19 protein-coding genes are annotated in these 23,158 nt (G+C 59.5%); 1 reads left to right on the top strand and 18 read right to left on the bottom strand.

Annotated elements, in window-relative coordinates; all coding sequences use genetic code 11:
- Nucleotides 1-23 precede the first annotated feature (23 nt).
- Together fghA and PSH66_RS07020 are read right to left on the bottom strand one after the other, a co-directional pair.
- Complete coding sequence (gene fghA / locus PSH66_RS07025; protein WP_003172299.1) at nt 24-869, bottom strand: S-formylglutathione hydrolase; 846 nt, start codon at nt 867-869, stop codon at nt 24-26.
- An 8-nt stretch (nt 870-877) separates the two neighbouring features.
- Nucleotides 878-1,990, bottom strand: coding sequence for an S-(hydroxymethyl)glutathione dehydrogenase/class III alcohol dehydrogenase (locus PSH66_RS07020; protein WP_042944300.1), 1,113 nt, complete (start codon nt 1,988-1,990; stop codon nt 878-880).
- 108 nt (nt 1,991-2,098) lie between these two features.
- Here PSH66_RS07020 and PSH66_RS07015 point away from each other — a divergent pair, with 108 nt between their 5' ends.
- On the top strand, nt 2,099-2,995 hold the full coding sequence (locus PSH66_RS07015; RefSeq protein ID WP_305428626.1) for a LysR substrate-binding domain-containing protein: 897 nt from the start codon (nt 2,099-2,101) through the stop codon (nt 2,993-2,995).
- A gap of 121 nt (nt 2,996-3,116) precedes the next feature.
- Here PSH66_RS07015 and ispD read toward each other — a convergent pair whose 3' ends face one another.
- The 16 genes from ispD to rseP form a co-directional block, all read right to left on the bottom strand.
- Nucleotides 3,117-3,824: a 2-C-methyl-D-erythritol 4-phosphate cytidylyltransferase gene (gene ispD, locus PSH66_RS07010; RefSeq protein WP_305428625.1), complete on the bottom strand. Its 708-nt coding sequence runs from the start codon at nt 3,822-3,824 to the stop codon at nt 3,117-3,119.
- Nucleotides 3,821-4,099, bottom strand: coding sequence for a cell division protein FtsB (ftsB, locus tag PSH66_RS07005; RefSeq protein ID WP_003172294.1), 279 nt, complete (start codon nt 4,097-4,099; stop codon nt 3,821-3,823). The genes ispD and ftsB overlap by 4 nt, the downstream gene beginning before the upstream one ends.
- Nucleotides 4,100-4,282: 183 nt before the next feature.
- Nucleotides 4,283-5,572, bottom strand: a complete 1,290-nt coding sequence (gene eno / locus PSH66_RS07000; RefSeq protein WP_003172293.1) for a phosphopyruvate hydratase — start codon at nt 5,570-5,572, stop codon at nt 4,283-4,285.
- Nucleotides 5,573-5,729: 157 nt separating this feature from the next.
- Nucleotides 5,730-6,575 (bottom strand): 3-deoxy-8-phosphooctulonate synthase, encoded by an 846-nt coding sequence (kdsA, locus tag PSH66_RS06995; protein ID WP_003172292.1) that lies wholly within the window; start codon nt 6,573-6,575, stop codon nt 5,730-5,732.
- Nucleotides 6,576-6,580: 5 nt separating this feature from the next.
- On the bottom strand, nt 6,581-8,212 hold the full coding sequence (locus PSH66_RS06990) for a CTP synthase (RefSeq protein ID WP_078731881.1): 1,632 nt from the start codon (nt 8,210-8,212) through the stop codon (nt 6,581-6,583).
- 273 nt (nt 8,213-8,485) lie between these two features.
- The gene (tilS, locus tag PSH66_RS06985; protein ID WP_305428624.1) at nt 8,486-9,805 is read right to left on the bottom strand and encodes a tRNA lysidine(34) synthetase TilS; all 1,320 of its coding nucleotides are present in this window, start codon (nt 9,803-9,805) and stop codon (nt 8,486-8,488) included.
- A 136-nt stretch (nt 9,806-9,941) separates the two neighbouring features.
- Complete coding sequence (locus PSH66_RS06980; protein WP_003172288.1) at nt 9,942-10,889, bottom strand: acetyl-CoA carboxylase carboxyltransferase subunit alpha; 948 nt, start codon at nt 10,887-10,889, stop codon at nt 9,942-9,944.
- A 138-nt stretch (nt 10,890-11,027) separates the two neighbouring features.
- Nucleotides 11,028-14,549 (bottom strand): DNA polymerase III subunit alpha, encoded by a 3,522-nt coding sequence (gene dnaE / locus PSH66_RS06975; RefSeq protein WP_305428623.1) that lies wholly within the window; start codon nt 14,547-14,549, stop codon nt 11,028-11,030.
- A 76-nt stretch (nt 14,550-14,625) separates the two neighbouring features.
- Nucleotides 14,626-15,258, bottom strand: a complete 633-nt coding sequence (gene rnhB, locus PSH66_RS06970; protein ID WP_003172285.1) for a ribonuclease HII — start codon at nt 15,256-15,258, stop codon at nt 14,626-14,628.
- Nucleotides 15,255-16,394, bottom strand: coding sequence for a lipid-A-disaccharide synthase (gene lpxB / locus PSH66_RS06965; RefSeq protein WP_003172284.1), 1,140 nt, complete (start codon nt 16,392-16,394; stop codon nt 15,255-15,257). The genes rnhB and lpxB overlap by 4 nt, the downstream gene beginning before the upstream one ends.
- A 2-nt stretch (nt 16,395-16,396) precedes the next feature.
- Nucleotides 16,397-17,173, bottom strand: coding sequence for an acyl-ACP--UDP-N-acetylglucosamine O-acyltransferase (gene lpxA, locus PSH66_RS06960; RefSeq protein WP_003172282.1), 777 nt, complete (start codon nt 17,171-17,173; stop codon nt 16,397-16,399).
- Entirely contained in the window at nt 17,170-17,610 is a 441-nt protein-coding gene (fabZ, locus tag PSH66_RS06955) for a 3-hydroxyacyl-ACP dehydratase FabZ (protein WP_003172281.1), read from the bottom strand. The genes lpxA and fabZ overlap by 4 nt, the downstream gene beginning before the upstream one ends.
- Before the next feature lie 111 nt (nt 17,611-17,721).
- Nucleotides 17,722-18,777 (bottom strand): UDP-3-O-(3-hydroxymyristoyl)glucosamine N-acyltransferase, encoded by a 1,056-nt coding sequence (gene lpxD, locus PSH66_RS06950; RefSeq protein ID WP_141064268.1) that lies wholly within the window; start codon nt 18,775-18,777, stop codon nt 17,722-17,724.
- A 3-nt stretch (nt 18,778-18,780) separates the two neighbouring features.
- Nucleotides 18,781-19,284, bottom strand: a complete 504-nt coding sequence (locus tag PSH66_RS06945; RefSeq protein ID WP_003172279.1) for an OmpH family outer membrane protein — start codon at nt 19,282-19,284, stop codon at nt 18,781-18,783.
- A 46-nt stretch (nt 19,285-19,330) separates the two neighbouring features.
- On the bottom strand, nt 19,331-21,718 hold the full coding sequence (gene bamA / locus PSH66_RS06940; RefSeq protein WP_003172278.1) for an outer membrane protein assembly factor BamA: 2,388 nt from the start codon (nt 21,716-21,718) through the stop codon (nt 19,331-19,333).
- A 74-nt stretch (nt 21,719-21,792) separates the two neighbouring features.
- Nucleotides 21,793-23,145 carry a sigma E protease regulator RseP gene (gene rseP / locus PSH66_RS06935; protein ID WP_141064269.1) on the bottom strand — a complete coding sequence of 451 codons (1,353 nt, stop codon included), beginning with the start codon at nt 23,143-23,145 and terminating at the stop codon, nt 21,793-21,795.
- Between the last annotated feature and the right edge of the window lie 13 nt (nt 23,146-23,158).

Below are 23,158 nucleotides of genomic sequence, written 5' to 3'. Positions count from 1 at the left end.
ATTCTACCTACTTTTGCCGCACATTAACCGAGCAAAGCACGGCCATGGTGTCGCAAATGGTCTTCGATGAAGCTGGCGATGAAGAAGTAGCTGTGGTCATAGCCGGGTTGCAGGCGCAGTTCGAGCGGATGCCCGGCGGCCTTGGCCGCTTGTTGCAAGGCTTCAGGCTTGAGTTGCACGGCGAGGAAGTCGTCGCGGTCGCCCTGGTCCACCAGCAGCGGCAGCTTTTGCGAAGCTTCGCTGATCAACACGCAGGCATCCCATTCACGCCACTTCGAGCGCTCTTCGCCCAGGTAACGGGAGAAGGCTTTCTGACCCCACGGGCAATCCATCGGGTTGTTGATCGGCGAAAACGCCGACACCGACAGGTAGCGCCCAGGATTGCGCAAGGCACATACCAACGCACCGTGACCGCCCATGGAGTGACCGCTGATGCCGCGTTTATCCGAAGCCGGAAAATGCGCTTCAACCAACGCCGGCAATTCCTGCACCACGTAGTCATGCATCCGATAGTGCTTGGCCCAAGGTTCCTGGGTGGCATTCAGGTAAAAACCGGCGCCCAGGCCGAAGTCCCAGGCGTTGTCAGGGTCACCCGGCACTCCGGGGCCGCGCGGGCTGGTGTCCGGCGCGACGATGATCAGCCCCAGCTCGGCGGCCATGCGCTGGGCGCCAGCCTTCTGCATGAAGTTTTCATCGGTGCAGGTCAACCCGGACAGCCAGTACAGCACCGGCAACTTACCGCCCTGCTCCGCTTGCGGCGGCAGGTAGACGGCAAACGTCATGTCGCAACCGAGCACATCCGAATGATGCTTGTAGCGTTTATGCCAGCCGCCGAAGCTTTTCTGGCACGACAGATTCTCCAGACTCATGGCCGACCTCAGAAGTGGATGACGGTACGAATGCTCTTGCCTTCATGCATCAGGTCAAACGCTTTGTTGATGTCTTCCAGGCCCATGGTGTGGGTAATGAACGTGTCGAGTGGGATCTCGCCGTTCTGGGCCATTTCCACATAGCTTGGCAATTCGGTACGGCCGCGTACGCCACCGAAGGCCGAACCGCGCCAGACACGACCAGTCACCAGTTGGAACGGACGGGTGGCGATTTCCTGGCCAGCACCGGCCACACCGATGATCACCGACTCACCCCAGCCTTTGTGGCAGCACTCAAGGGCGGCGCGCATCAGTTGCACGTTGCCGATGCATTCGAAGGAAAAGTCCACGCCGCCGTCGGTCAAATCGACGATCACGTCCTGGATCGGGCGGTCGTAGTCTTTCGGGTTAATGCAGTCGGTGGCGCCCAATTGCTTGGCGATTTCGAACTTGGCCGGGTTGATGTCAATGGCGATGATGCGACCGGCCTTGGCCTTGACCGCACCGATCACCGCCGACAAACCGATACCGCCGAGGCCGAAGATGGCCACGGTATCGCCGGGCTTGACCTTGGCGGTATTGATCACCGCACCGATACCCGTGGTGACACCGCAACCGAGCAGGCAGACTTTTTCCAGCGGCGCTTCCTTAGGAATCTTAGCCACGGAAATTTCCGGCAATACGGTGTACTCGGAGAACGTCGAGGTGCCCATGTAGTGGAAAATCGGCTGACCCTTGTAGGAGAAACGCGTGGTGCCGTCGGGCATCAGGCCTTTACCTTGGGTGGAGCGAATGGCCTGGCACAGGTTGGTCTTGCCCGAAAGGCAGAATTTGCACTTGCCACATTCCGGGGTGTAAAGCGGGATCACATGATCGCCCACGGCAACCGAGGTGACGCCCTCGCCGATCGCTTCAACCACGGCACCGCCTTCGTGACCGAGGATGGACGGGAAGATACCTTCCGGGTCCGCGCCCGACAGGGTGTAGGCGTCGGTGTGGCATACGCCGGAAGCCACCACGCGCAGCAGGACTTCGCCGGCCTTGGGCATGGCGACATCTACTTCTACGATCTCCAGCGGTTTTTTGGCTTCAAAGGCGACAGCGGCGCGTGACTTGATCATCCGGGTTTCTCCAGGCACTGAAAATTGAGAAGAACAGTGTAAAACACCGCTCATTGATTAATAATCCAGCACAAAGCAAAACATTATTGCCATACAGGGACAATCCTCATGCTGGAGAACCGCTGGGAAGGCATTGACGAGTTCGTCGCCGTGGCCGAATGCAGCCAATTTACCGCCGCAGCCGAACGCCTCGGCGTATCCTCGTCCCATATCAGTCGCCAGGTCGCACGCTTGGAAGAACGTCTGCAAACCCGTTTGCTGTATCGCAGTACGCGCAAAGTCACCCTGACAGAAGCCGGACAAACCTTCCTCCAGCATTGCCAACGCCTGCAAGACGGCCGCGAAGAAGCGCTGCGCGCGGTCGGCGACCTGGCCAGCGAACCCAAAGGCATGTTGCGCATGACCTGCGCCGTGGCCTATGGAGAACGTTTCATCGTGCCGCTGGTGACGCGGTTCATGGGGCTTTATCCACAGCTGCGGGTGGATATTGAACTGAGCAACCGCCAACTCGACCTGGTACACGAAGGTCTGGACCTGGCGATTCGCCTGGGGCGCCTTTCTGACTCAAGCATGGTTGCCAGCCGCCTGGCGCCCCGCCGGATGTACGTGTGTGCATCACCGTCCTACCTGGAACGGTATGGGCGCCCTCATAGTTTGTCGGAACTGAGCCGGCATAACTGCCTGATCGGCAGTTCGGATATCTGGCAAATGGCTCAGGATGGGCGCGAATTTTCCCAGCGTGTCCAGGGAAACTGGCGCTGCAACAGTGGGCAAGCGGTACTGGATGCAGCGCTGCAAGGGGTGGGGTTGTGCCAGTTGCCGGATTATTACGTGCTGCAGCATTTGCACAGTGGGGCGCTGGTGTCGTTGCTGGAGGCGCATCAGCCGCCGAATACCGCGGTATGGGCGCTGTATCCGCAGCAGCGGCATTTGTCGCCGAAGGTTCGCAAGTTGGTGGGTTTCTTGAAGGAAGGGTTGGCTGAGAGACCGGAGTACTGCGGTTGATTGTGTGCTGTTCAGGCGGGCCGTCATCGGGAGCAAGTCGAATCGTCGCACCGCCCCTCCCACATTTTGAGCTCTGAACACATTCAAAGGTGGGGCTTGCTCCCTATAGCGGTTTCGCTGATTACCGCCGATTCGCCCAGCGCAACCGCAACCACTCAAGGTCCTCCGGTCGGGTCACCTTGATATTGTCCGAGCGCCCTTCGATCAGGCGTGGCGCCTGGCCGGACCATTCCATGGCCGAGGCTTCGTCGGTGATGACAGCGTCAGCCACCAGGCTGTCGGCCAATGCGCGGTGCAAAGCACCGAGGCGGAACATTTGCGGCGTGTAGGCTTGCCAGATCAAGCTGCGGTCGACGGTTTCCACCACCCGGCCGTGCTTGTCGACGCGTTTAAGGGTGTCGCGGGCCGGCACGGCCAGCAAGCCACCGACAGGATCATCGGCCAGTTCGCTTAACAGTTTGTCGAGATCATCACGGCTCAAATTGGGCCGGGCAGCATCATGCACCAGCACCCAGTCGTCATCACTGGCGCCCAGGGCGTTCAAGTGCAGCAGTGCATTGAGTACCGAGCCCGAGCGCTCTGAATCACCCTCCGCACGCTGGATACGTGGGTCAACGGCACAGGCCAGCGTGGGCCAATAGGGATCATCGCAGGCCAGACTGACCACCAGCCCCTTGAGGTCTGGGTGATCGAGAAAACAGCCAAGGCTGTGTTCGAGAATAGTGCGTCCACCGAGCTGCAAATATTGCTTGGGACGGTCCGCGGCCATACGGGCACCGACGCCCGCGGCAGGAATCACGGCCCAGAAGGCCGGCAAACTGTTGCTCATTGGGCCAACTGGTAGAGGGTTTCGCCCTCCTTCACCATGCCCAATTCATGACGAGCCCGCTCTTCAACGGTCTCCGTGCCTTTCTTCAGCTCAAGCACTTCGGCGTCGAGGACGCGGTTGCGCTCCAGCAGGCGTTCGTTTTCGGCATGCTGGTCGGCAATTTGCTGGGTCAGGTCTTTTACCTGCGCGAAGCTGCCATTACCCACCCATAGGCGGTATTGCAGGCCGGCCAGCAACAAGAGCAAGACGAGGAACAACCAATTGGGACTGCGCATCGAATATCGGGTATCCAGTGAAAAAAGACCGCCATGTAAAACTTTTGTAGCAACTGATAGCACGAAGCCTGGAATAACCAGGCTTGTGCTTGATAGCCATCAGATTAGCGCCGAAATGTTCACTATCGTGAATTTTCCGACGCAATCCGCCGACCTTTTACCATTTTTTTCATCATGTAGCGATCAGCCGCGAAACTCGCCGCGACCGTTGTACTTGGCCTTACCCGCCAGTTGCTCTTCGATACGCAGCAATTGGTTGTACTTGGAAACACGATCGGAACGGCACAGGGAACCGGTCTTGATCTGGCCCGCCGAAGTGCCCACGGCCAGGTCGGCAATGGTCGAGTCTTCGGTTTCGCCGGAGCGGTGGGAGATCACGGCAGTGTAGCCCGCAGCCTTGGCCATCTGGATCGCTTCCAGGGTTTCGGTCAGGGTACCGATCTGGTTGAACTTGATCAGGATCGAGTTGGCGATCTTTTTATCGATGCCTTCTTTCAGAATCTTGGTGTTGGTGACGAACAGGTCGTCGCCCACCAGTTGGACTTTCTCGCCGATTTTGTCGGTGAGGATTTTCCAGCCGTCCCAGTCGGACTCGTCCAGGCCGTCTTCGATCGAGATGATCGGATAGCGCTGGGTCAGGCCCTTGAGGTAGTCGGCGAAACCTTCGGAGTTGAACACCTGGCCTTCGCCGGACAGGTTGTACTTGCCGTCTTCATAGAACTCGCTGGCCGCGCAATCCAGGGCCAGGGTCACGTCGGTGCCCAGTGTGTAACCTGCGTTGGCCACGGCTTCGGAGATGACTTTCAGCGCATCTTCGTTGGACGCCAGGTTCGGTGCGAAACCACCTTCATCACCCACGGCAGTGCTCAGGCCACGCGCCTTCAATACAGCCTTGAGGTGATGGAAAATCTCGGTACCCATGCGCAGGCCTTCGGAGAAGCTCTTGGCACCCACCGGCTGCACCATGAATTCCTGGATATCGACGTTGTTATCGGCGTGCTCGCCACCATTGATGATGTTCATCATCGGCACCGGCATCGAGTAAACACCCGGTGTACCGTTCAGGTTGGCAATGTGCGCGTACAGCGGCAGGTCCTGGTCCTGGGCGGCGGCCTTGGCGGCAGCCAGGGACACGGCGAGGATGGCGTTGGCGCCCAGGCTGCCTTTGTTTTCGGTGCCATCGAGCGCGATCATCGCGTGGTCCAGGGCTTTCTGGTCCAGCGGATCCTTGCCCAGCAACAGGTCACGAATCGGGCCATTGATGTTGGCTACCGCCTTGAGCACTCCCTTGCCCAGGTAACGGCTCTTGTCGCCATCACGCAGTTCCAGCGCTTCGCGCGAACCTGTGGAAGCACCGGACGGCGCGCAGGCGCTGCCGATGATGCCGTTATCGAGAAGCACGTCGGCTTCGACGGTGGGGTTGCCACGGGAGTCGAGAACTTCACGACCTTTGATGTCGACGATTTTTGCCATTGTTGTAAACACTCCAAAGTTGACGAAAACGACGCAGCTGAAGGGAAACTTTTGACCGACCGCAAGGGTGGAACAACGGGGCAGGCTTGCAGGCGACAAGGCTCAGGCCCGAGGGCCTGAGCAGAAAGCGTGGGAAAGTCTACCGGAGAAACGACGCTTACGCGGTCTCTACCGTCGGAAAACTCTTGACCAGTTCGTCCAACTGCTTGAGCTGGGCCAGGAATGGTTCCAACTTGTCCAGGCGCAGGGCACATGGGCCGTCGCATTTGGCGTTGTCCGGGTCCGGGTGGGCTTCCAGGAACAGGCCGGCCAGGGACTGGCTGAGGCCGGCCTTGGCCAGGTCCAACACCTGGGCACGGCGCCCACCGGCGGAATCGGCACGACCACCGGGCATTTGCAGCGCGTGGGTCACGTCGAAGAACACCGGGTACTCGAACTGCTTCATGATGCCGAAACCGAGCATGTCCACCACGAGGTTGTTGTAGCCGAAGCTCGAACCCCGCTCGCAAAGGATCAACTGGTCGTTACCCGCTTCCACGCACTTGTTCAGGATGTGTTTCATCTCCTGGGGCGCAAGGAACTGGGCTTTCTTGATATTGATCACCGCGCCGGTCTTGGCCATCGCCACGACCAGGTCGGTCTGGCGCGACAGGAAGGCCGGCAACTGGATGATGTCGCACACTTCGGCGACCACGGCAGCCTGCTCGGGCTCGTGGACGTCGGTGATGATCGGCACACCGAAAGCTTGCTTGATGTCCTGGAAGATCCGCATGCCTTCCTCAAGGCCTGGGCCGCGATAGGAGGTCACCGACGAACGGTTGGCCTTGTCGAAGCTGGCCTTGAACACATACGGGATACCCAGTTTCTGGGTAACCTTTACGTACTCTTCACAGACCTGCATCGCCATGTCACGGCTTTCCAGCACGTTCATGCCGCCGAACAGCACCATGGGCTTGTCGTTGGCGATTTCGATGTCGCCGACACGAATGATCTTCTGGGCCATCAGGTTTACGCCTTCTTCTGGTGTTGCGTCAGTGCCGCCTTGACGAAACCGCTGAACAGTGGGTGGCCGTCACGTGGCGTCGAGGTGAACTCAGGGTGGAACTGGCAAGCGACGAACCATGGATGATCCGGTGCTTCAACCACTTCAACCAGCGCGCCGTCACCGGAGCGACCGGAAATTTTCAGGCCGGCCTCTTTGATCTGCGGCAGCAGGTTGTTGTTCACTTCGTAGCGATGACGATGACGCTCGACGATCACGTCCTTGCCGTAGCAATCGTGAACCAGCGAGCCCGGCTCCAACAGGCAGTCCTGTGCGCCAAGGCGCATGGTGCCGCCCAGGTCGGAGCTTTCGGTACGGGTTTCAACGGCGCCGGTGGCGTCTTCCCACTCGGTGATCAGGCCCACGACCGGGTGGCCGCTCTTGCCGTCGAACTCGGTGGAGTTGGCGTCTTTCCAGCCCAGCACGTTACGGGCGAACTCGATGACGGCCACTTGCATGCCCAGGCAGATACCCAGATACGGCACTTTGTTTTCACGCGCGAACTGCACGGCAGTGATCTTGCCTTCCACGCCACGCAGGCCGAAACCGCCTGGCACGAGGATCGCATCGACACCTTCGAGCAGCGCGGTGCCCTGGTTCTCGATGTCTTCGGAATCGATATAGCGCAGGTTGACCTTGGTACGGTTGCTGATCCCGGCGTGACTCATCGCTTCGATCAGCGACTTGTAAGCATCCAGCAGCTCCATGTACTTGCCGACCATGGCGATGGTGACTTCGTGCTCAGGGTTGAGCTTGGCGTCGACCACGGCTTCCCACTCGGACAGATCCGCGCCGCCGCATTGCAGGCCGAAACGCTCGACGACAAAATCATCCAGGCCTTGGGAATGCAGGATCCCCGGGATCTTGTAGATGGTATCGGCGTCTTCCAGGGCAATCACCGCGCGCTCTTCAACGTTGGTGAACTGGGCGATCTTGCGACGCGAGGAAATGTCGATCGGGTGATCGGAGCGGCACACCAGCACGTCCGGCTGCAGGCCGATGGAACGCAGTTCCTTGACCGAGTGCTGGGTAGGCTTGGTTTTGGTTTCGCCGGCGGTGGCGATGTACGGCACCAGTGTCAGGTGCATCAGCATCGCGCGCTTGGCGCCGACTTCGAAACGCAATTGGCGGATGGCTTCGAGGAACGGTTGGGATTCGATGTCACCCACGGTGCCACCGATCTCGACCATCGCCACGTCGGCATCGCCTGCGCCCTTGATGATGCGGCGCTTGATTTCGTCGGTGATGTGCGGGATCACCTGGATGGTTGCACCCAGGTAGTCACCACGGCGCTCCTTGCGCAGCACGTGCTCGTAGACACGGCCTGTGGTGAAGTTGTTGTTCTGGGTCATGGTCGTGCGGATGAACCGCTCGTAATGGCCCAGGTCCAGGTCGGTCTCGGCGCCGTCATGTGTGACGAACACTTCACCGTGCTGGAACGGGCTCATGGTGCCCGGGTCGACGTTGATGTACGGGTCCAGCTTGAGCATGGTGACTTTAAGCCCCCGCGCCTCCAGGATGGCCGCCAATGAAGCGGAGGCAATGCCTTTCCCCAATGAAGAAACAACACCGCCCGTGACGAATATGTAGCGCGTCATGAAAAACCCTAGAAGTCTGCGTTAAAGCGGTCCGAGCCGCCGGGGAAAGCGAAGAGAGGCCGAAGCCCCCGATCACCTGCATTAATCACAGTGCACCTTTCAAAAAAACCGCCGCGTTGTGACAGACCAGCAATGGAACACCGGTACGTTGATCGCTACACATTTTTCGGAATCGCCCAGCAAAGACTGCTTGGTAATCGGCAACTGCTGCGATTCAGGCGAATCCACAGAAGTTGTATCAAGAAGGGAGCGTAGTCTACCGGAAAGGCGCTATCAGCTCAAACCTTGATCGCAGGTCTGTGGCATCCAATGTAATTGCCAGCCTTCACTTGAGGCGGCCCAGCGCCCAGTTAGGTTGGGCACGCCGAGCAATTGCTGCCCCTGATACAGCAGCGGCAATCTGCCACGGATGAAGCCCGGCAACCCACTTTCGTTAAGCAGGCGCTTCAAGTCACGCCGGCCTCGGCCGGGCACTTCAAGCATTTCGCCGCCCTGGCGATAACGGACCTGCAGCGGGCCTTCAGGCACCTCGCCGCTCAATTCCAGACGGCCATTGCCGGGCAACTCCAAGGGAGTTTGCGGATCGGGCCAGCTCACAGCCGCGTCGGAAAATTCCGAGAATGCGCAGGGCAACCACCAGAGACGCCCGCCGCAACGGTGCAACTCACCGTCCGCCAGGCACCACACAGGCTGTGCGTCGCCCTTGGCATCGCACAGAGAACGCCAACTGGCCCAGTGGTCGCTGTCGGGTAAGCGGGTCAGAGGCGTCAGCCAATGACGCAGGGCGTTGCGCTGACGGGCGTCGGAAAGCTCGCGTAACGGCGTGAGAGCCAGTGACGGCAAAGGCAACCAGGGAAACGGCGAAGGTTGATCGGCGGTTTTCAGGTCCATGCACGCCAACTCGTCCAGCAGGCCCTGGGCTTCGTCGAGGTGTTCGACAGCACGGGCCAGGTTTGAAACGGCTTGCGGCCAACGTTCGGTGAGTGTCGGGAAGACGCGGTGACGCAGGTAATTGCGCGAGAAGCGTGGATCGGCGTTGGAAGGATCCTCGATCCACTGCAACTGATGCGCATCGGCATAGTTTTCCAATGCAACCCGCGATACATCCAGCAGCGGCCGCACCAGATGACCACCCGCCAACCGTCGATGCGCGGGCATTGCCGCCAACCCTCGCACCCCCGCGCCACGCAGCAGGCGAAACAGCAAGGTTTCTGCCTGATCGTCGCGATGCTGGCCTGTCAGCAACACCTCCCCTGCCCCCGTTACCTCGGTAAATGCCTGGTAACGCGCGTCACGGGCCGCACGCTCAGGGCTGGCGCCGGGTTGGACCTGGACGCGCATCACGCGCAAGGGCACGCCCAGACCGTCGCATACCGACTGGCAATGACCGGGCCAGGCGTCAGCCGCCGCTTGCAAGCCATGATGAATATGCACGGCACTGAGGGGCGGGAGCGTTTCGGTTTTTGCCAGGGAGGCCAACAAGTGCAGCAGGACGGTGGAATCAAGGCCACCAGAGAATGCGACGTGCCAGGCCGGGGCGTCGCGCCAAGGGGCCAGGGTTTGCAGGAGTTTGGCGGTTAACAGGGGCTTCATGGACAAATACCGCCATCAATCTGGAACGCGATAACTCAGCATACACAAAGCAAATGTGGGAGAGGGCTTGCTCCCGATAGCCTTACCTAGCAGCTATCGGGAGCAAGCCCCCTCCCACATGAGTACCGCTGCGAGGTTAGAGACCGTAGCTCATCAGGCGCTCGTAACGACGGGCCAGCAACGCTTCGTTATCCAGCTTTTTGAGCATCGCCAGCTGCGAACCCAACTCGGCACGGATGGTCGCGGCAGCAGCAGCCGGGTCGCGGTGGGCGCCGCCCAGTGGCTCGGCGATCACTTTGTCGACGATTCCCAGGCCTTTGAGGCGATCGGCGGTGATGCCCATGGCTTCGGCAGCGTCCGGCGCCTTTTCGGCGGTTTTCCACAGGATCGAGGCGCAACCTTCCGGCGAGATCACCGCGTAGGTCGAATATTGCAGCATGTTCAGTTGGTCGCAGACGCCAATGGCCAATGCACCGCCGGAACCACCCTCACCAATCACAGTGGCGATGATCGGAGTCTTCAGGCGGGACATGACACGCAGGTTCCAGGCAATCGCTTCGCTCTGGTTACGCTCTTCGGCGTCGATGCCTGGGTAAGCACCCGGTGTGTCGATGAAAGTCAGGATCGGCATCTTGAAGCGTTCGGCCATTTCCATCAGGCGGCACGCCTTGCGGTAGCCTTCAGGACGCGGCATACCGAAGTTGCGACGTACTTTTTCGCGTACTTCACGGCCTTTCTGATGACCGATCACCATCACCGGCTGGTCGTCCAGGCGAGCAATACCGCCAACGATGGCCGCGTCGTCAGAGAAGTGGCGGTCGCCATGCAGCTCATCGAACTCGGTAAAGATATGCTGAATGTAGTCCAGGGTGTACGGGCGGCGCGGATGGCGAGCCAGACGCGCGATCTGCCAGCTGGTCAGCTTGCCGAAGATGTCCTCGGTGAGCGTGCTGCTCTTGTCTTGCAGGCGAGCGATCTCATCGCCGATATTCAGCGAATTGTCATTGCCGACCAGGCGCAGTTCTTCGATCTTGGCTTGCAGGTCAGCGATCGGCTGTTCGAAATCAAGAAAATTCGGGTTCATAAGCGTCCGTCTTGGGTCGACGGCCAGGGTGAGCCTGGCCAGCCGGTTGTCTATTCGCGCCCTACCTTAAGGGAGAGGCGCGTTTAGGTCGAGATTAAATGTTCAGTCAAGATCAGGCGAAATGCTATCGCGAGACCGTCAACGGTATTGGAGGAAGACGTTGTCACGGCCGAACTGGTCACGCAATGCTTGAATCAAGCCATCCGCCGGATCAATTCGCCAGGTCTCGCCGAACTGCAACATCGCCTTGGCGTCGTTGCCGGTGTACTCCATGGTCACCGGGCACGCACCACGGTGCCGCTTGAGCAGGTCACCCAACCAGCGTAGCTGATCGCCCTTGAGCGCTTCGGTTTTCACCTTCAAGCGCAGGCTCTCGGCGAGGTTGGTGCGCGCATCTTCCATGCTCATCACCCGCTTGATGCGCAGGCGCAGGCCGCCGGAGAAGTCATCATTACTGACCTCGCCTTCCACCACCACCATGGCATCGGTCTGCAACAGCGACTGCGCCGAGTGGAAAGCGTCGGCAAACAGCGACGCCTCGATGCGGCCCGAACGGTCGTCAAGGGTGATGAAACCCATCTTGTCGCCCTTTTTGTTCTTCATCACCCGCAGGGCGATGATCATGCCGGCGACGGTCTGGGTGTCGCGCGCAGGTTTGAGGTCGATGATGCGCTGACGGGCGAAACGGCGAATCTCGCCTTCGTACTCGTCAATCGGGTGCCCGGTGAGGTACAGGCCCAAGGTGTCTTTCTCACCCTTGAGACGCTCCTTGAGGGTCAGATCCTTAGCCTTGCGATGGTTGGCGTACACATCCGCGTCCTCCTCGACGAATAGCCCGCCAAACAGGTCGGCGTGACCGCTGTCATGGGTGCGGGCGGTTTGTTCGGCGGCCTTGATCGCCTCTTCCATGGCGGTGAGCAGCACCGCGCGGTTGCGGTCGATATTCGCTTGATACGCCTTTGGCTCGTCATGGAAATACGGGCCAAGACGGTCCAGCGCGCCGCTGCGGATCAAGCCATCGAGGGTTCGCTTGTTGATGCGCTTGAGGTCAACCCGTGCGCAGAAGTCGAACAGGTCCTTGAACGGGCCGTCCTGACGCGCTTCGGTGATCGCTTCCACCGGGCCTTCGCCCACGCCCTTGATCGCGCCCAGGCCATAGATGATGCGACCTTCGTCGTTCACCGTGAACTTGAACTCCGAGGCGTTCACGTCCGGCGCGTCGAGGCGCAGTTTCATGGTGCGCACTTCTTCGATCAAGGTCACGACCTTGTCGGTGTTGTGCATATCCGCCGAGAGTACCGCCGCCATGAACGGCGCCGGGTAGTGGGCCTTCAGCCAGGCGGTCTGGTACGACACCAGGCCGTAGGCGGCGGAGTGGGATTTGTTGAAGCCGTAACCGGCGAATTTCTCTACCAGGTCGAAAATGTTACCGGCCAGGTCGGCGTCGATATTGTTGGTGGCGCACCCTTCAATGAAACCGCCGCGCTGCTTGGCCATTTCTTCGGGTTTCTTCTTACCCATGGCTCGACGCAGCATGTCCGCGCCGCCGAGGGTATAACCCGCCATTACCTGGGCGATCTGCATCACCTGTTCCTGATACAGGATGATGCCGTAGGTCGGCGCCAGTACCGGCTTGAGGCCTTCGTACTGGTAATCGGAGTGCGGGTACGCCAGTTCGGCGCGGCCGTGCTTACGGTTGATAAAGTCATCAACCATGCCTGATTGCAGCGGGCCCGGACGGAACAGGGCCACCAGTGCGATCAAGTCTTCCAGGCAGTCGGGCTTGAGCTTTTTGATCAGCTCCTTCATACCGCGCGACTCAAGCTGGAACACCGCCGTGGTTTCGGCCTTTTGCAGCAGGCTGTAGGTCGGTTTGTCGTCCAGCGGGATAAACGCGATATCCAGCGGTGCCTCGCCAACCTTGGCGCGGTCGCGGTTGATGGTCTTGAGTGCCCAGTCGATGATCGTCAGGGTCCGCAGGCCCAGGAAGTCGAACTTCACCAGGCCGGCCGCCTCCACATCGTCCTTGTCGAACTGGGTGACCAGGCCGTCGCCTTCTTCATCGCAATAGATCGGCGAGAAGTCAGTGAGCTTGGTCGGCGCGATCACCACGCCACCGGCGTGTTTACCGACGTTACGCACCACGCCTTCGAGCTTGCGCGCCATTTCCCAGATTTCGGCGGCTTCCTCATCGACCTTGATGAAATCGCGCAGGATTTCTTCCTGCTCGTAGGCCTTTTCGAGAGTCATGCCGACTTCGAACGGGATCATCTTCGACAGGCGATCCGCCAGGCCGTAGGACTTGCCCTGCACCCGCGCCACGTCGCGGATTACTGCTTTTGCGGCCATGGAACCGAAAGTGATGATCTGGCTGACCGCGTTGCGACCATATTTCTCGGCCACGTATTCGATCACACGGTCGCGACCGTCCATGCAGAAGTCGACGTCAAAGTCGGGCATGGAGACCCGTTCCGGGTTCAGGAACCGTTCGAACAGCAGGTCATATTCCAGCGGGTCGAGGTCGGTGATCTTCTGCACATAGGCCACCAGCGAGCCGGCACCCGACCCACGGCCCGGGCCGACCGGTACACCGTTGCTTTTGGCCCACTGGATAAAGTCCATGACGATCAGGAAGTAACCGGGGAAGCCCATCTGGATGATGATATCCAGCTCGAAGTTCAGCCGGTCGACGTAGACCTGGCGCTTGGCCTCGTAATCTTCGGTGGTGTCCTTGGGCAACAGGACCGAGAGACGCTCTTCCAGGCCCTCAAACGACACCTTGCGGAAATACTCGTCGATGGTCATGCCATCGGGGATCGGAAAGTTGGGCAGGAAGTGTTTGCCCAGCTTCACTTCAATGTTGCAGCGCTTGGCGATCTCGACGGAGTTTTCCAGGGCCTCGGGCAGGTCACTGAACAACTCGGCCATTTCCTCGGCGCTTTTGAGGTACTGCTCTTCGCTGTAATTCTTGGAGCGACGCGGGTCATCCAGGGCACGGCCTTCACCGATGCACACGCGGGTTTCGTGGGCTTCGAAATCTTCCTTCTTGATAAAGCGCACATCGTTGGTCGCGACCAGCGGCGCACCGAGTTTGTCGGCCAGGGCGACGGCGGCGTGCAGGTGCTCTTCATCATTGGGCCGGTTGGTGCGCTGCACTTCCAGGTAGAAACGGTCGGGAAAGACCTGCATCCACTCCTTCGCAAGCACTTCGGCTTCCTGAGGGTTGCCGCCCAGCAACGCGAGACCGATCTCGCCCTCTTTGGCGGCCGACAGCATGATCAGGCCTTCGCTGGCCTCGGCAACCCATTCGCGTTCGATGATGACCGAACCGTTGCGTTGACCATCGATAAAGCCACGGGAAATCAGCTCGGTGAGGTTGCGATAGCCCACACCGTTCATCGCCAGCAGGCTGATGCGGCTCAAGGCATTATCCGGGTCTTTGTTGGACAGCCACAGGTCGGCACCGCAGATCGGCTTGATACCGGCGCCCATGGCATTCTTGTAGAACTTGACCAGGGAACACATGTTGTTCTGATCGGTCACCGCGACCGCAGGCATGTTCATGCCCACCAGGGTTTTAACCAGCGGTTTGATCCGTACCAGGCCGTCGACCAGGGAGTACTCAGTGTGCAGGCGCAGGTGAACGAATGAAGCCGGCATAGTGATCCTGTCTTTATACGTGGAAACAACAAGGCCCGGATTGTACCGGGCCTTGGCAAAAACATCAGCCTCGCGACTAAACCTCGCTGAGGTTCTCGCGCAGCTCATAAGCCTGGCGCACCGGGGCAAAGGAGCGCCGGTGGATAGGCGTGGGGCCAAGGCGGGCCAGGGCTTCCAGATGAACGGGCGTCGGGTAGCCTTTGTGGCCGCCGATGCCGTAGCCGGGGTAGATCAACTCGAATGCGGCCATTTCACGGTCACGGCTGACCTTGGCCAGAATCGATGCGGCCGCGATGGCTGGAACCTTGCTATCACCCTTGACCACCGCCTCGGATGGCATGGCCAGTTTCGGGCAACGGTTGCCGTCGATCATCGCCATTTTTGGCGTGATATGCAGGCCTTCCACGGCGCGCTGCATGGCGAGCATGGTGGCGTGGAGGATATTCAATTGGTCGATTTCTTCGACTTCGGCCCGGGCGATGTGCCAGCTCAGGGCTTTTTCACAGATCTCGTCGTAGAGCTTTTCGCGGCGCGCTTCGGTGAGTTTTTTCGAGTCGTTGAGGCCGAGGATCGGACGGTTCGGGTCGAGGATCACCGCCGCTGTAACGACCGCGCCGCACAAAGGCCCGCGCCCGACTTCATCAACACCGGCCACCAGTTCGTGAGCTTGGGCAACCAGGCTGAAATCCAGGCCCATTTGCGTCTTCATAAGGCTTCCTGTTTGTTGCCGATCAAGGTCAACACGGCGTCCGCCGCCTGATTCGAGGCATCACGGCGCAAGGTGCGATGAATCTCGTCAAATCCACGGGTCTGCTCTTCACCGCCGTCGATCAACGGGAGCAGGGTCTGTGCAAGGGCGTCTGGCGTTGCATCGTCCTGTAACAACTCCGGCACCAACAGGCGCTGAGCCAGCAAATTGGGCAGGGAGATGTACGGGCTCTTGACCATGCGCTTGAGGATCCAGAACGTCAATGGCGCCAGGCGATAGGCCACGACCATCGGACGCTTGTACAGCAACGCCTCCAGGGTCGCGGTGCCGGAGGCGATCAGCACCGCATCACAGGCCGCCAGGGCCAGGTGCGACTGGCCATCGAGCAGCGTCAACGGCAGGTTGCGCCCTTCCAGCAACGTTTCGATCTGCGCGCGGCGTTGCGGGCTGGCGCAGGGCAGCACAAAACGCACCCCCGGCTTCAGGGCCTGCAGGCGCTCGGCAGCATCAAAAAACACGCTGGCCAAACGGCCGACTTCGCCACCGCGACTGCCCGGCATCAATGCGACGAGCGGACCGTCGGGCAAGCCCAGCTCGGCACGCGCCGCTGCGCGGTCTGCCTGCAAAGGTATGGTGTCGGCCAACGTATGCCCGACAAACCGCACCGGCACGCCCTTCTCTTCGTAGAATCGGGCCTCGAAGGGCAGCAACGTCAGCATCAGGTCACAGCCTTCGCGGATCTTCAGCACACGCTTCTGCCGCCAGGCCCACACAGAGGGGCTAACGTAGTGCACGGTCTTGATCCCGGCCTGACGCAACTTGAGTTCGATATTAAGGGTGAAGTCCGGCGCGTCGATTCCGATAAAGACGTCGGGCTTTTCTTCGATCAGCGTCTGGATCAGCAGCTTGCGCCGAGCCAGCAATTCACGCAGGCGACCCAGCACCTCCACCAGGCCCATGACCGACAGGCGCTCCATGGGGAAGTAGGAGGTGAGACCTTGCGCCTGCATCAATGGCCCACCGACACCGATGAATTCCACTGCCGGATGCTGAACCTTGATGGCGCGCATAAGACCCGCGCCGAGAATATCGCCGGAAGCTTCCCCGGCCACCAGCGCAATACGCAAACTGCCCATGATCAGCGGGTGATGCCGCGAGTCGACGCCTGGATCGAGTCACGGAACACCGCGACTTCCGGGAACAACGCCGCCGACTCGGTCAGCTGGGCCAATGCCTGGTCCACCGTCAGCCCCTGGCGGTACACCACTTTGTAGGCACGGCGCAGCGCATGAATGGCGTCTTCGCTGAACCCGCGACGGCGCATGCCCTCGAAGTTCATGCTGCGAGCCTCAGCAGGGTTGCCGAACACCGTCACAAACGCTGGAACGTCCTTGCCGATGGCGGTACCCATGCCGGAAAAGCTGTGGGCGCCGATATGGCAGTACTGATGCACCAGGGTGAAACCGGACAGGATCGCCCAATCATCAACGTGCACATGACCAGCCAACGCAGTGTTGTTGACCAGGATGCAGTGGTTGCCGATCACGCTGTCATGGCCGATATGGGCATAAGCCATTACCAGGTTGTGATCGCCCAGGGTGGTTTCGGCACGATCCTGCACCGTGCCACGGTGAATGGTCACGCCTTCACGAATGATGTTGTGGTCACCGATTACCAGACGTGTTTCTTCACCCTTGTACTTCATGTCCGGGGTGTCTTCGCCTACCGACGAGAACTGGTAGATACGATTGTGTTTGCCAATGCGGGTCGGACCTTTGAGGATCACGTGCGGCCCGATGACAGTCCCCTCGCCGATTTCCACACCTGCGCCGATGATCGACCAAGGGCCGACCTCAACGTCGGCGGCCAGTACGGCCGACGGATCGATGATTGCGCGAGGGTCAATCAAACTCATAGTTTGCGTTCCGCGCAGATGATCTCGGCGGAGCATACAGGCTTGCCATCCACCGAGGCCTGGCACTCGAACTTCCAGATCTGGCGCTTGCAGCTGATGAACTTGGCTTCCAGGATCAACTGGTCACCTGGGGTAACCGGGTTGCGAAAACGCAATTTGTCCGAGCCTACGAAATAGTAAAGCGTGCCATCGGCAGGCTTGAGGTCGAGCATTTTGAAACCAAGGATACCGGCAGCCTGGGCCATTGCTTCGATGATCAATACGCCCGGCATGATTGGATGCGCAGGGAAGTGACCATTAAAGAACGGTTCGTTGATGCTGACATTCTTGTAGGCACGAATGCGCTTTTCCTCGACATTGAGGTCCACTACACGATCCACCAGCAGGAACGGGTAACGGTGAGGCAGGTATTCGCGAATCTCGTTGATGTCCATCATTTCGGGGGGAAGCCTGTAATAAAGATTGGGGGCGGGCGACTAAACGCACGCCCCGCTAGCAAATCAAGGAGGCAAGTCTAGCGGCTGTGCGCACTTGATATGGAAATGGTATCAGCCTTCTGATGAAGCATTACCGCCAGGGGTCACGTCCCCAACACGCTTTTCCAGCTGTTTGAGACGTCTAGCCATGTCGTCGAGCTGCCTCAAACGCGCTGCGCTTTTACGCCATTCAGCCGCAGGCTGCATGGCGGTACCGGAAGAGTAGGCCCCAGGCTCGGTAATCGAGTGAGTGACCATGGTCATGCCGGTGATGAATACGTTGTCGCAAATGTCGATATGCCCCACCAGCCCTACGCCACCGGCGAGCATGCAGTGCTTGCCGATTTTGGTGCTGCCGGAAATCCCCACGCACGCCGCCATGGCGGTGTGATCGCCAATCTGAACGTTGTGGGCGATCTGGATCTGGTTGTCGAGCTTCACACCGTTACCGATCACCGTATCGGCCAAGGCCCCGCGATCGACAGCCGTGTTGACACCAATTTCCACGTCGTCGCCGATCAATACACCGCCGACCTGGGCAATCTTGTGCCAGACACCTTTGGCATTGGCAAAGCCAAAGCCCTCGCCACCGATCACCGCACCGGATTGAATCACCACACGCTCACCGATACGCACATCGTGGTAAAGGGTCACGCGAGGGGCCAACCAGCCATCCGCACCGATTTCGCAGCGCGCACCAATAAAACAATGCGCACCAACCGTTACACCTGCCGCAATGCGCGCGCCACTCTCGATCACCGCAAACGCGCCAATGCTCGCCGCAGGGTCAACGTGAGCATCGTCAGCGATCACCGCCGATGGATGAATACCGCCGGCGGCCTTGGGTTTCGGATCAAACAGGTGCGACACCCGCGCGTACGCCAGATAGGGGTCAGCCACCACCAGCGCATCCCCGGCAAACCCTTCAGCGTCAGCGGCCTTCAGCAATACAGCTGCAGCGTGGCTGTCGGTGAGGTATTTACGGTATTGAGGATTTGCAAGGAAGCTCAACTGAGCTGGGCCAGCCTCCTGCAAGGTGGCTAGCCCAGTAATTTCCTTCTCCGGGGAGCCACGCAAGGCAGCCCCCAGGAACTCGGCCAACTCGCCGAGCTTGATAGTCGCGGTCATGGCTTACTTCAGCTGGTTCATGCGCTCGATCACCTGACGGGTGATGTCGTATTGAGGCTTGACGTCGATCACTGCGCCACGCTCGAACACCAGGTCAAAGGCGCCTTTCTTGATCACTTCTTCCACGGCGCTGTCGAGCTTAGGCTTGAGCTGCTTGAGCATTTCGCGGTCGGCAACAGCCTTGGCTTCGTTCAGCTCCTTGGACTGGAACTGGTAGTCACGGGCCTTTTGCTTGAATTCAAGTTCCAGACGCTCGCGCTCGCCTTGCTGCATTTTGTCACCACCGGCTACCAGACGATCCTGGATGCCCTTGGCGCTGCTTTCCAGAGTCTTGAGCTTGGTCAGTTGCGGCCCGAATTTTTTCTCGGCGTCCACGGCGTATTTCTTGGCCGCGTCGGACTCCAGCAGGGCCATCTGATAGTTCAGGACGGCGATTTTCATTTCGGCGAAGGCCGGGGTGGTTACCAGCACGGTGGCCAGCAGAACCAATTGAGTCAACTTACGCACAATGCAACTCCTACAGAATCCGTTGTCGTTATCTTGGGTCAGACGCTTAGAACGTCTGGCCGAGGGAGAATTGGAAAATCTGGGTTTCAGCGTTATCCGGTTTCTTGATCGGCATGGCCAGAGCAAAGCTCAACGGGCCCAGCGCAGTCACCCAGGTCACACCCACGCCCACGGAGCTCGCCAGGTTGCTGAGGCTCACGTCGTTGCACTGGGTCTTGGACTTCACGCCACTTGGGTTGGTGATCTGGTCGCACTTGGAGTCGAACACGTTACCCACATCCCAGAAGACCGAAGTCCGCAGGGAGCGCTGATCTTTCACGAATGGCAGCGGGAACAGGATTTCCGCCCCGCCCTGAATCAACACGTTACCACCGAACGGCAGCGGGTCGTTGTCGGAGTCAGGGTTAGTGCCCTGGTTACCGGTCACAGCAGCACCACGGCTCGGCGTACCACGCGGACCGAGAGTGCTGTCCTTGAAGCCACGTACCGAGTTGAAACCACCCGCGTAGTAGTTCTCATAGAACGGCAGGCCATTGGTCGAACCATAACCGTCGCCATAGCCCAGCTCTGTGTGCAGGCGCATGGTGTAGTTATCGCTCAGCGGCTGGAACAACTGGCCACGGTAGTCCAGCTTGAAGAACGACAGGTCACTGCCCGGCGTGGTGACTTCCGCAGTAAGGCTCTGGGAATGGCCACGGGTTGCCAGTACGCCTTTGTTCAGGGTCGACTCGGACCAGCCGGCGGACGCCTTGAAGTTCAGGAACTTGTCACCTTCGCGACGGGTAAAGTCGAAGATCTCATCCACGGTGTACACACCGGTCTTGATCTCATCCTGTTGCGCGGTCAGGCCGAACGTCAGACGCGACGTCTCGCTGATTGGGTAGCCAACGCTGACACCCGCACCGAGGCTGTCGATCGCATAGCTTGCAACGTCGACATCAAGGTCTTTGTAATCGGTGGTGCGGTAGAAGGCGTTGTAGCCCAGGCTCACACCGTCAGCAGTCCAGTAGGGGTCGGTATAACCGAAGTTATAGCGGCTCTGGTATTCGCTTCGGGTCAGGCCGATGGACACACGGTTACCGGTACCGAGGAAGTTGTTCTGGGTAATGGAGCCACCCAGGATCAGGCCGGCGCTCTGTGCAAAACCAACGCTGGCGGTGATCGAACCGGAGGCTTGTTCCTCTACCGCGTAGTTCACGTCGACCTGGTCATCCACACCCGGTACGGCCGGGGTTTCGACGTTGACTTCCTTGAAGAAGCCCAGGCGCTCCAGACGAGTCTTGGACTGGTCGATCAGGTAGGTCGAGGCCCAGCCACCTTCCATCTGGCGCATTTCACGACGCAGCACTTCGTCCTCGGACTTGGTGTTGCCACGGAAGTTGATACGGTTTACGTAGGCACGCTTGCCTGGGTCAACCACGAAGGTGATGTCCACGGTGTGGTCTTCATCGTGCGGCGTCGGTACGCCGTTGACGTTGGCGAAGGTATAGCCTTCGTTACCCAGGCGACGGGTGATCAGTTCGGACGTGGTGGTCATCAGCTTGCGCGAGAACACCTGGTCTTTCTGCACCAGCAACAGGGACTTGACCTGGTCTTCAGGCACTTTCAGGTCGCCACTGAGTTTTACGTCGCGAACCTTGTACTTCTCGCCTTCGTTGACGTTGACGGTGATGTAGACGTGCTTCTTGTCCGGGGTGATGGACACCTGGGTCGAAGCGATATCCATGTTGATATAGCCACGGTCCAGGTAGTACGAGCGCAGGCGCTCCAGGTCACCGGAGAGTTTTTCACGAGCGTACTTGTCGTCGTTCTTGAAGAACGACAGCCAGTTGGTGGTCTTGAGCTCGAACAGGTCGATCAGGTCTTCATCAGCAAACTTGGTGTTGCCCACCACGTTGATGTGCTGAATGGCCGCTACGGTGCCTTCGTTGATGTTGACCTTGAGGCCGACACGGTTACGCGGCTGCGGGACCACTTCGGTCTCCACGGTCGCGGAGTAGCGACCCTGGGCAACGTACTGGCGCTGCAGTTCGTTACGAACACCTTCAAGGGTGGCGCGCTGGAAGATCTCGCCCTCCGCAAGGCCGGATTGCTTGAGGCCCTTCATCAGGTCTTCAGTCGAGATCGCCTTGTTGCCTTCGATCTCGATACTGGCGACGGAAGGTCGCTCGACGACGGTGATGACAAGGACGTTGCCTTCGCGACCCAGTTGGATGTCTTGAAAGAAACCGGTTTTGAACAGCGCACGAGTGGATTCCACCAGGCGACGGTCGTCAGCCTGTTCCCCGACGTTCAACGGCAAGGCACCAAAGACGCTACCCGCGGAAACCCGCTGGAGGCCGTTGACGCGAATATCGGAGATGGTGAAGGACTCGGCGTGAACTTCGGCGATCATCAATACGGTGAGAACCGCAGTTAGCAGCAGACGTTTCATGAAGTCCTTTCTTATTCCAACTGGCAATAAACAAACTGCCGCAAAATGCGGCAGATTCGCAATTCAGCGAAGCGTTACAGTCGACCCAGATCGTTGACCAGGGCTAATAACATCACCCCAACCACCAAACTGATACCGATCTGTATCCCCCAACCCTGCACCCGATCCGACAACGGGCGACCACGCACCCACTCGACCAGATAAAACAACAGATGCCCCCCATCCAATACTGGAATGGGCAACAAATTCAGAACACCCAGGCTGATACTCAGATAAGCCAGGAAATTCAGGAAATCCGCGACACCCGACTGGGCAGAAGCGCCCGCCACTTTAGCAATGGTTATCGGTCCACTCAAGTTTTTTACCGAGAGCTCGCCGAACAACATTTTCTTGAGGGATTCGAGGGTCAGCACACTCATGGTCCAAGTGCGTTTTGCACCCTCGCCAATTGCCGCCAACGGCCCGAAACTGACCTCACGAACCATCGATGGTGGCCATTCCGGACTTTTGACCCCGGCCCCCAGGTAACCCCCGGCCGCCTTGGCTTCCCCGCGAACAGCCAGGGTCACCGGGACGTCGAGCTGAGCACCGTCACGTTCAATTTTCAACACAATTTTGGTATCAGGGCGCACACGCACCAGATCGACCACTTGCTGCCAGTCACCCAGCGTCTGGCCATCCAAGGTCAGCAGGCGATCGCCGGTTTTCAGACCTGCGGCCTGTGCCGGCCCCTTCGGATCCAGCTCGGCGAGGACCGGCGGCAATGCTGGGCGCCAAGGGCGAATTCCCAGAGACTTGATCGGATCAGGTTCATCGGCCCCCTTGAGCCAATGGTCGAGGGCCAGCGCGCGCGGGGTTTCGGCGCTGGAATCCTGCTCGCGCACCACGACATTGACGGTGCCGCTTTCACCCAGGCGACGCACCAACTGCAAATTGACCGCGCCCCAGCCCGTGGTGGGTTCGCCATCAATGGAAACAATTTCCTGACCCGCCACGAGGCCGGCCTTCGCGGCGATACTGTCCGCCTCGACGGCACCGATGACCGGACGCACCTGCTGGCTGCCCAGCATGGCCAGCACCCAGAAAAACAGCATCGCCAACAGAAAGTTGGCAATCGGGCCGGCGGCAACGATCGCGATACGCTGACGAACGGTCTTGCGATTGAAGGATTGGTCCAACTGATCGGCCGGCACTTCGCCTTCGCGCTCATCGAGCATTTTGACGTAGCCGCCCAACGGGATAGCCGCAATCACGAACTCGGTGCCACGACGGTCGTGCCAGCGAAGCAGCGGCATGCCGAAACCAACGGAAAAGCGCAGTACCTTGACGCCGCAACGACGCGCCACCCAGAAGTGGCCGAATTCGTGGAAGGTAACCAGCACACCCAGAGCAACCAGGGTGCCGACAATCATGTAAAGCGCACTCATCTAATTTCTCCGC

Source organism: Pseudomonas sp. FP597 (assembly GCF_030687435.1).
GTDB classification, from domain to species: Bacteria; Pseudomonadota; Gammaproteobacteria; order Pseudomonadales; family Pseudomonadaceae; genus Aquipseudomonas; species Aquipseudomonas lactucae.
The sequence above is the reverse complement of the archived record's forward strand: the minus strand, read 5'-3'. Positions and strand labels throughout refer to the sequence as shown.

Bases quoted from the DNA above. Each gene is read 5' to 3' on its own strand.
- lpxD (WP_141064268.1), bottom strand. From the start codon at position 18,777: ATGACCGCGACTATCAAGCTCGGCGAGTTGGCCGAGTTCCTGGGGGCT.
- bamA (WP_003172278.1), bottom strand. From the start codon at position 21,718: ATGAAACGTCTGCTGCTAACTGCGGTTCTCACCGTATTGATGATCGCC.
- kdsA (WP_003172292.1), bottom strand. From the start codon at position 6,575: ATGGCCCAGAAGATCATTCGTGTCGGCGACATCGAAATCGCCAACGAC.
- PSH66_RS06990 (WP_078731881.1), bottom strand. From the start codon at position 8,212: ATGACGCGCTACATATTCGTCACGGGCGGTGTTGTTTCTTCATTGGGG.
- lpxB (WP_003172284.1), bottom strand. From the start codon at position 16,394: ATGGGCAGTTTGCGTATTGCGCTGGTGGCCGGGGAAGCTTCCGGCGAT.
- PSH66_RS07015 (WP_305428626.1), top strand. From the start codon at position 2,099: ATGCTGGAGAACCGCTGGGAAGGCATTGACGAGTTCGTCGCCGTGGCC.
- rnhB (WP_003172285.1), bottom strand. From the start codon at position 15,258: ATGAAGACGCAAATGGGCCTGGATTTCAGCCTGGTTGCCCAAGCTCAC.
- ftsB (WP_003172294.1), bottom strand. From the start codon at position 4,099: ATGCGCAGTCCCAATTGGTTGTTCCTCGTCTTGCTCTTGTTGCTGGCC.
- eno (WP_003172293.1), bottom strand. From the start codon at position 5,572: ATGGCAAAAATCGTCGACATCAAAGGTCGTGAAGTTCTCGACTCCCGT.
- PSH66_RS06980 (WP_003172288.1), bottom strand. From the start codon at position 10,889: ATGAACCCGAATTTTCTTGATTTCGAACAGCCGATCGCTGACCTGCAA.
- ispD (WP_305428625.1), bottom strand. From the start codon at position 3,824: ATGAGCAACAGTTTGCCGGCCTTCTGGGCCGTGATTCCTGCCGCGGGC.
- lpxA (WP_003172282.1), bottom strand. From the start codon at position 17,173: ATGAGTTTGATTGACCCTCGCGCAATCATCGATCCGTCGGCCGTACTG.
- tilS (WP_305428624.1), bottom strand. From the start codon at position 9,805: ATGAAGCCCCTGTTAACCGCCAAACTCCTGCAAACCCTGGCCCCTTGG.
- fabZ (WP_003172281.1), bottom strand. From the start codon at position 17,610: ATGATGGACATCAACGAGATTCGCGAATACCTGCCTCACCGTTACCCG.
- dnaE (WP_305428623.1), bottom strand. From the start codon at position 14,549: ATGCCGGCTTCATTCGTTCACCTGCGCCTGCACACTGAGTACTCCCTG.
- rseP (WP_141064269.1), bottom strand. From the start codon at position 23,145: ATGAGTGCGCTTTACATGATTGTCGGCACCCTGGTTGCTCTGGGTGTG.
- PSH66_RS07020 (WP_042944300.1), bottom strand. From the start codon at position 1,990: ATGATCAAGTCACGCGCCGCTGTCGCCTTTGAAGCCAAAAAACCGCTG.
- fghA (WP_003172299.1), bottom strand. From the start codon at position 869: ATGAGTCTGGAGAATCTGTCGTGCCAGAAAAGCTTCGGCGGCTGGCAT.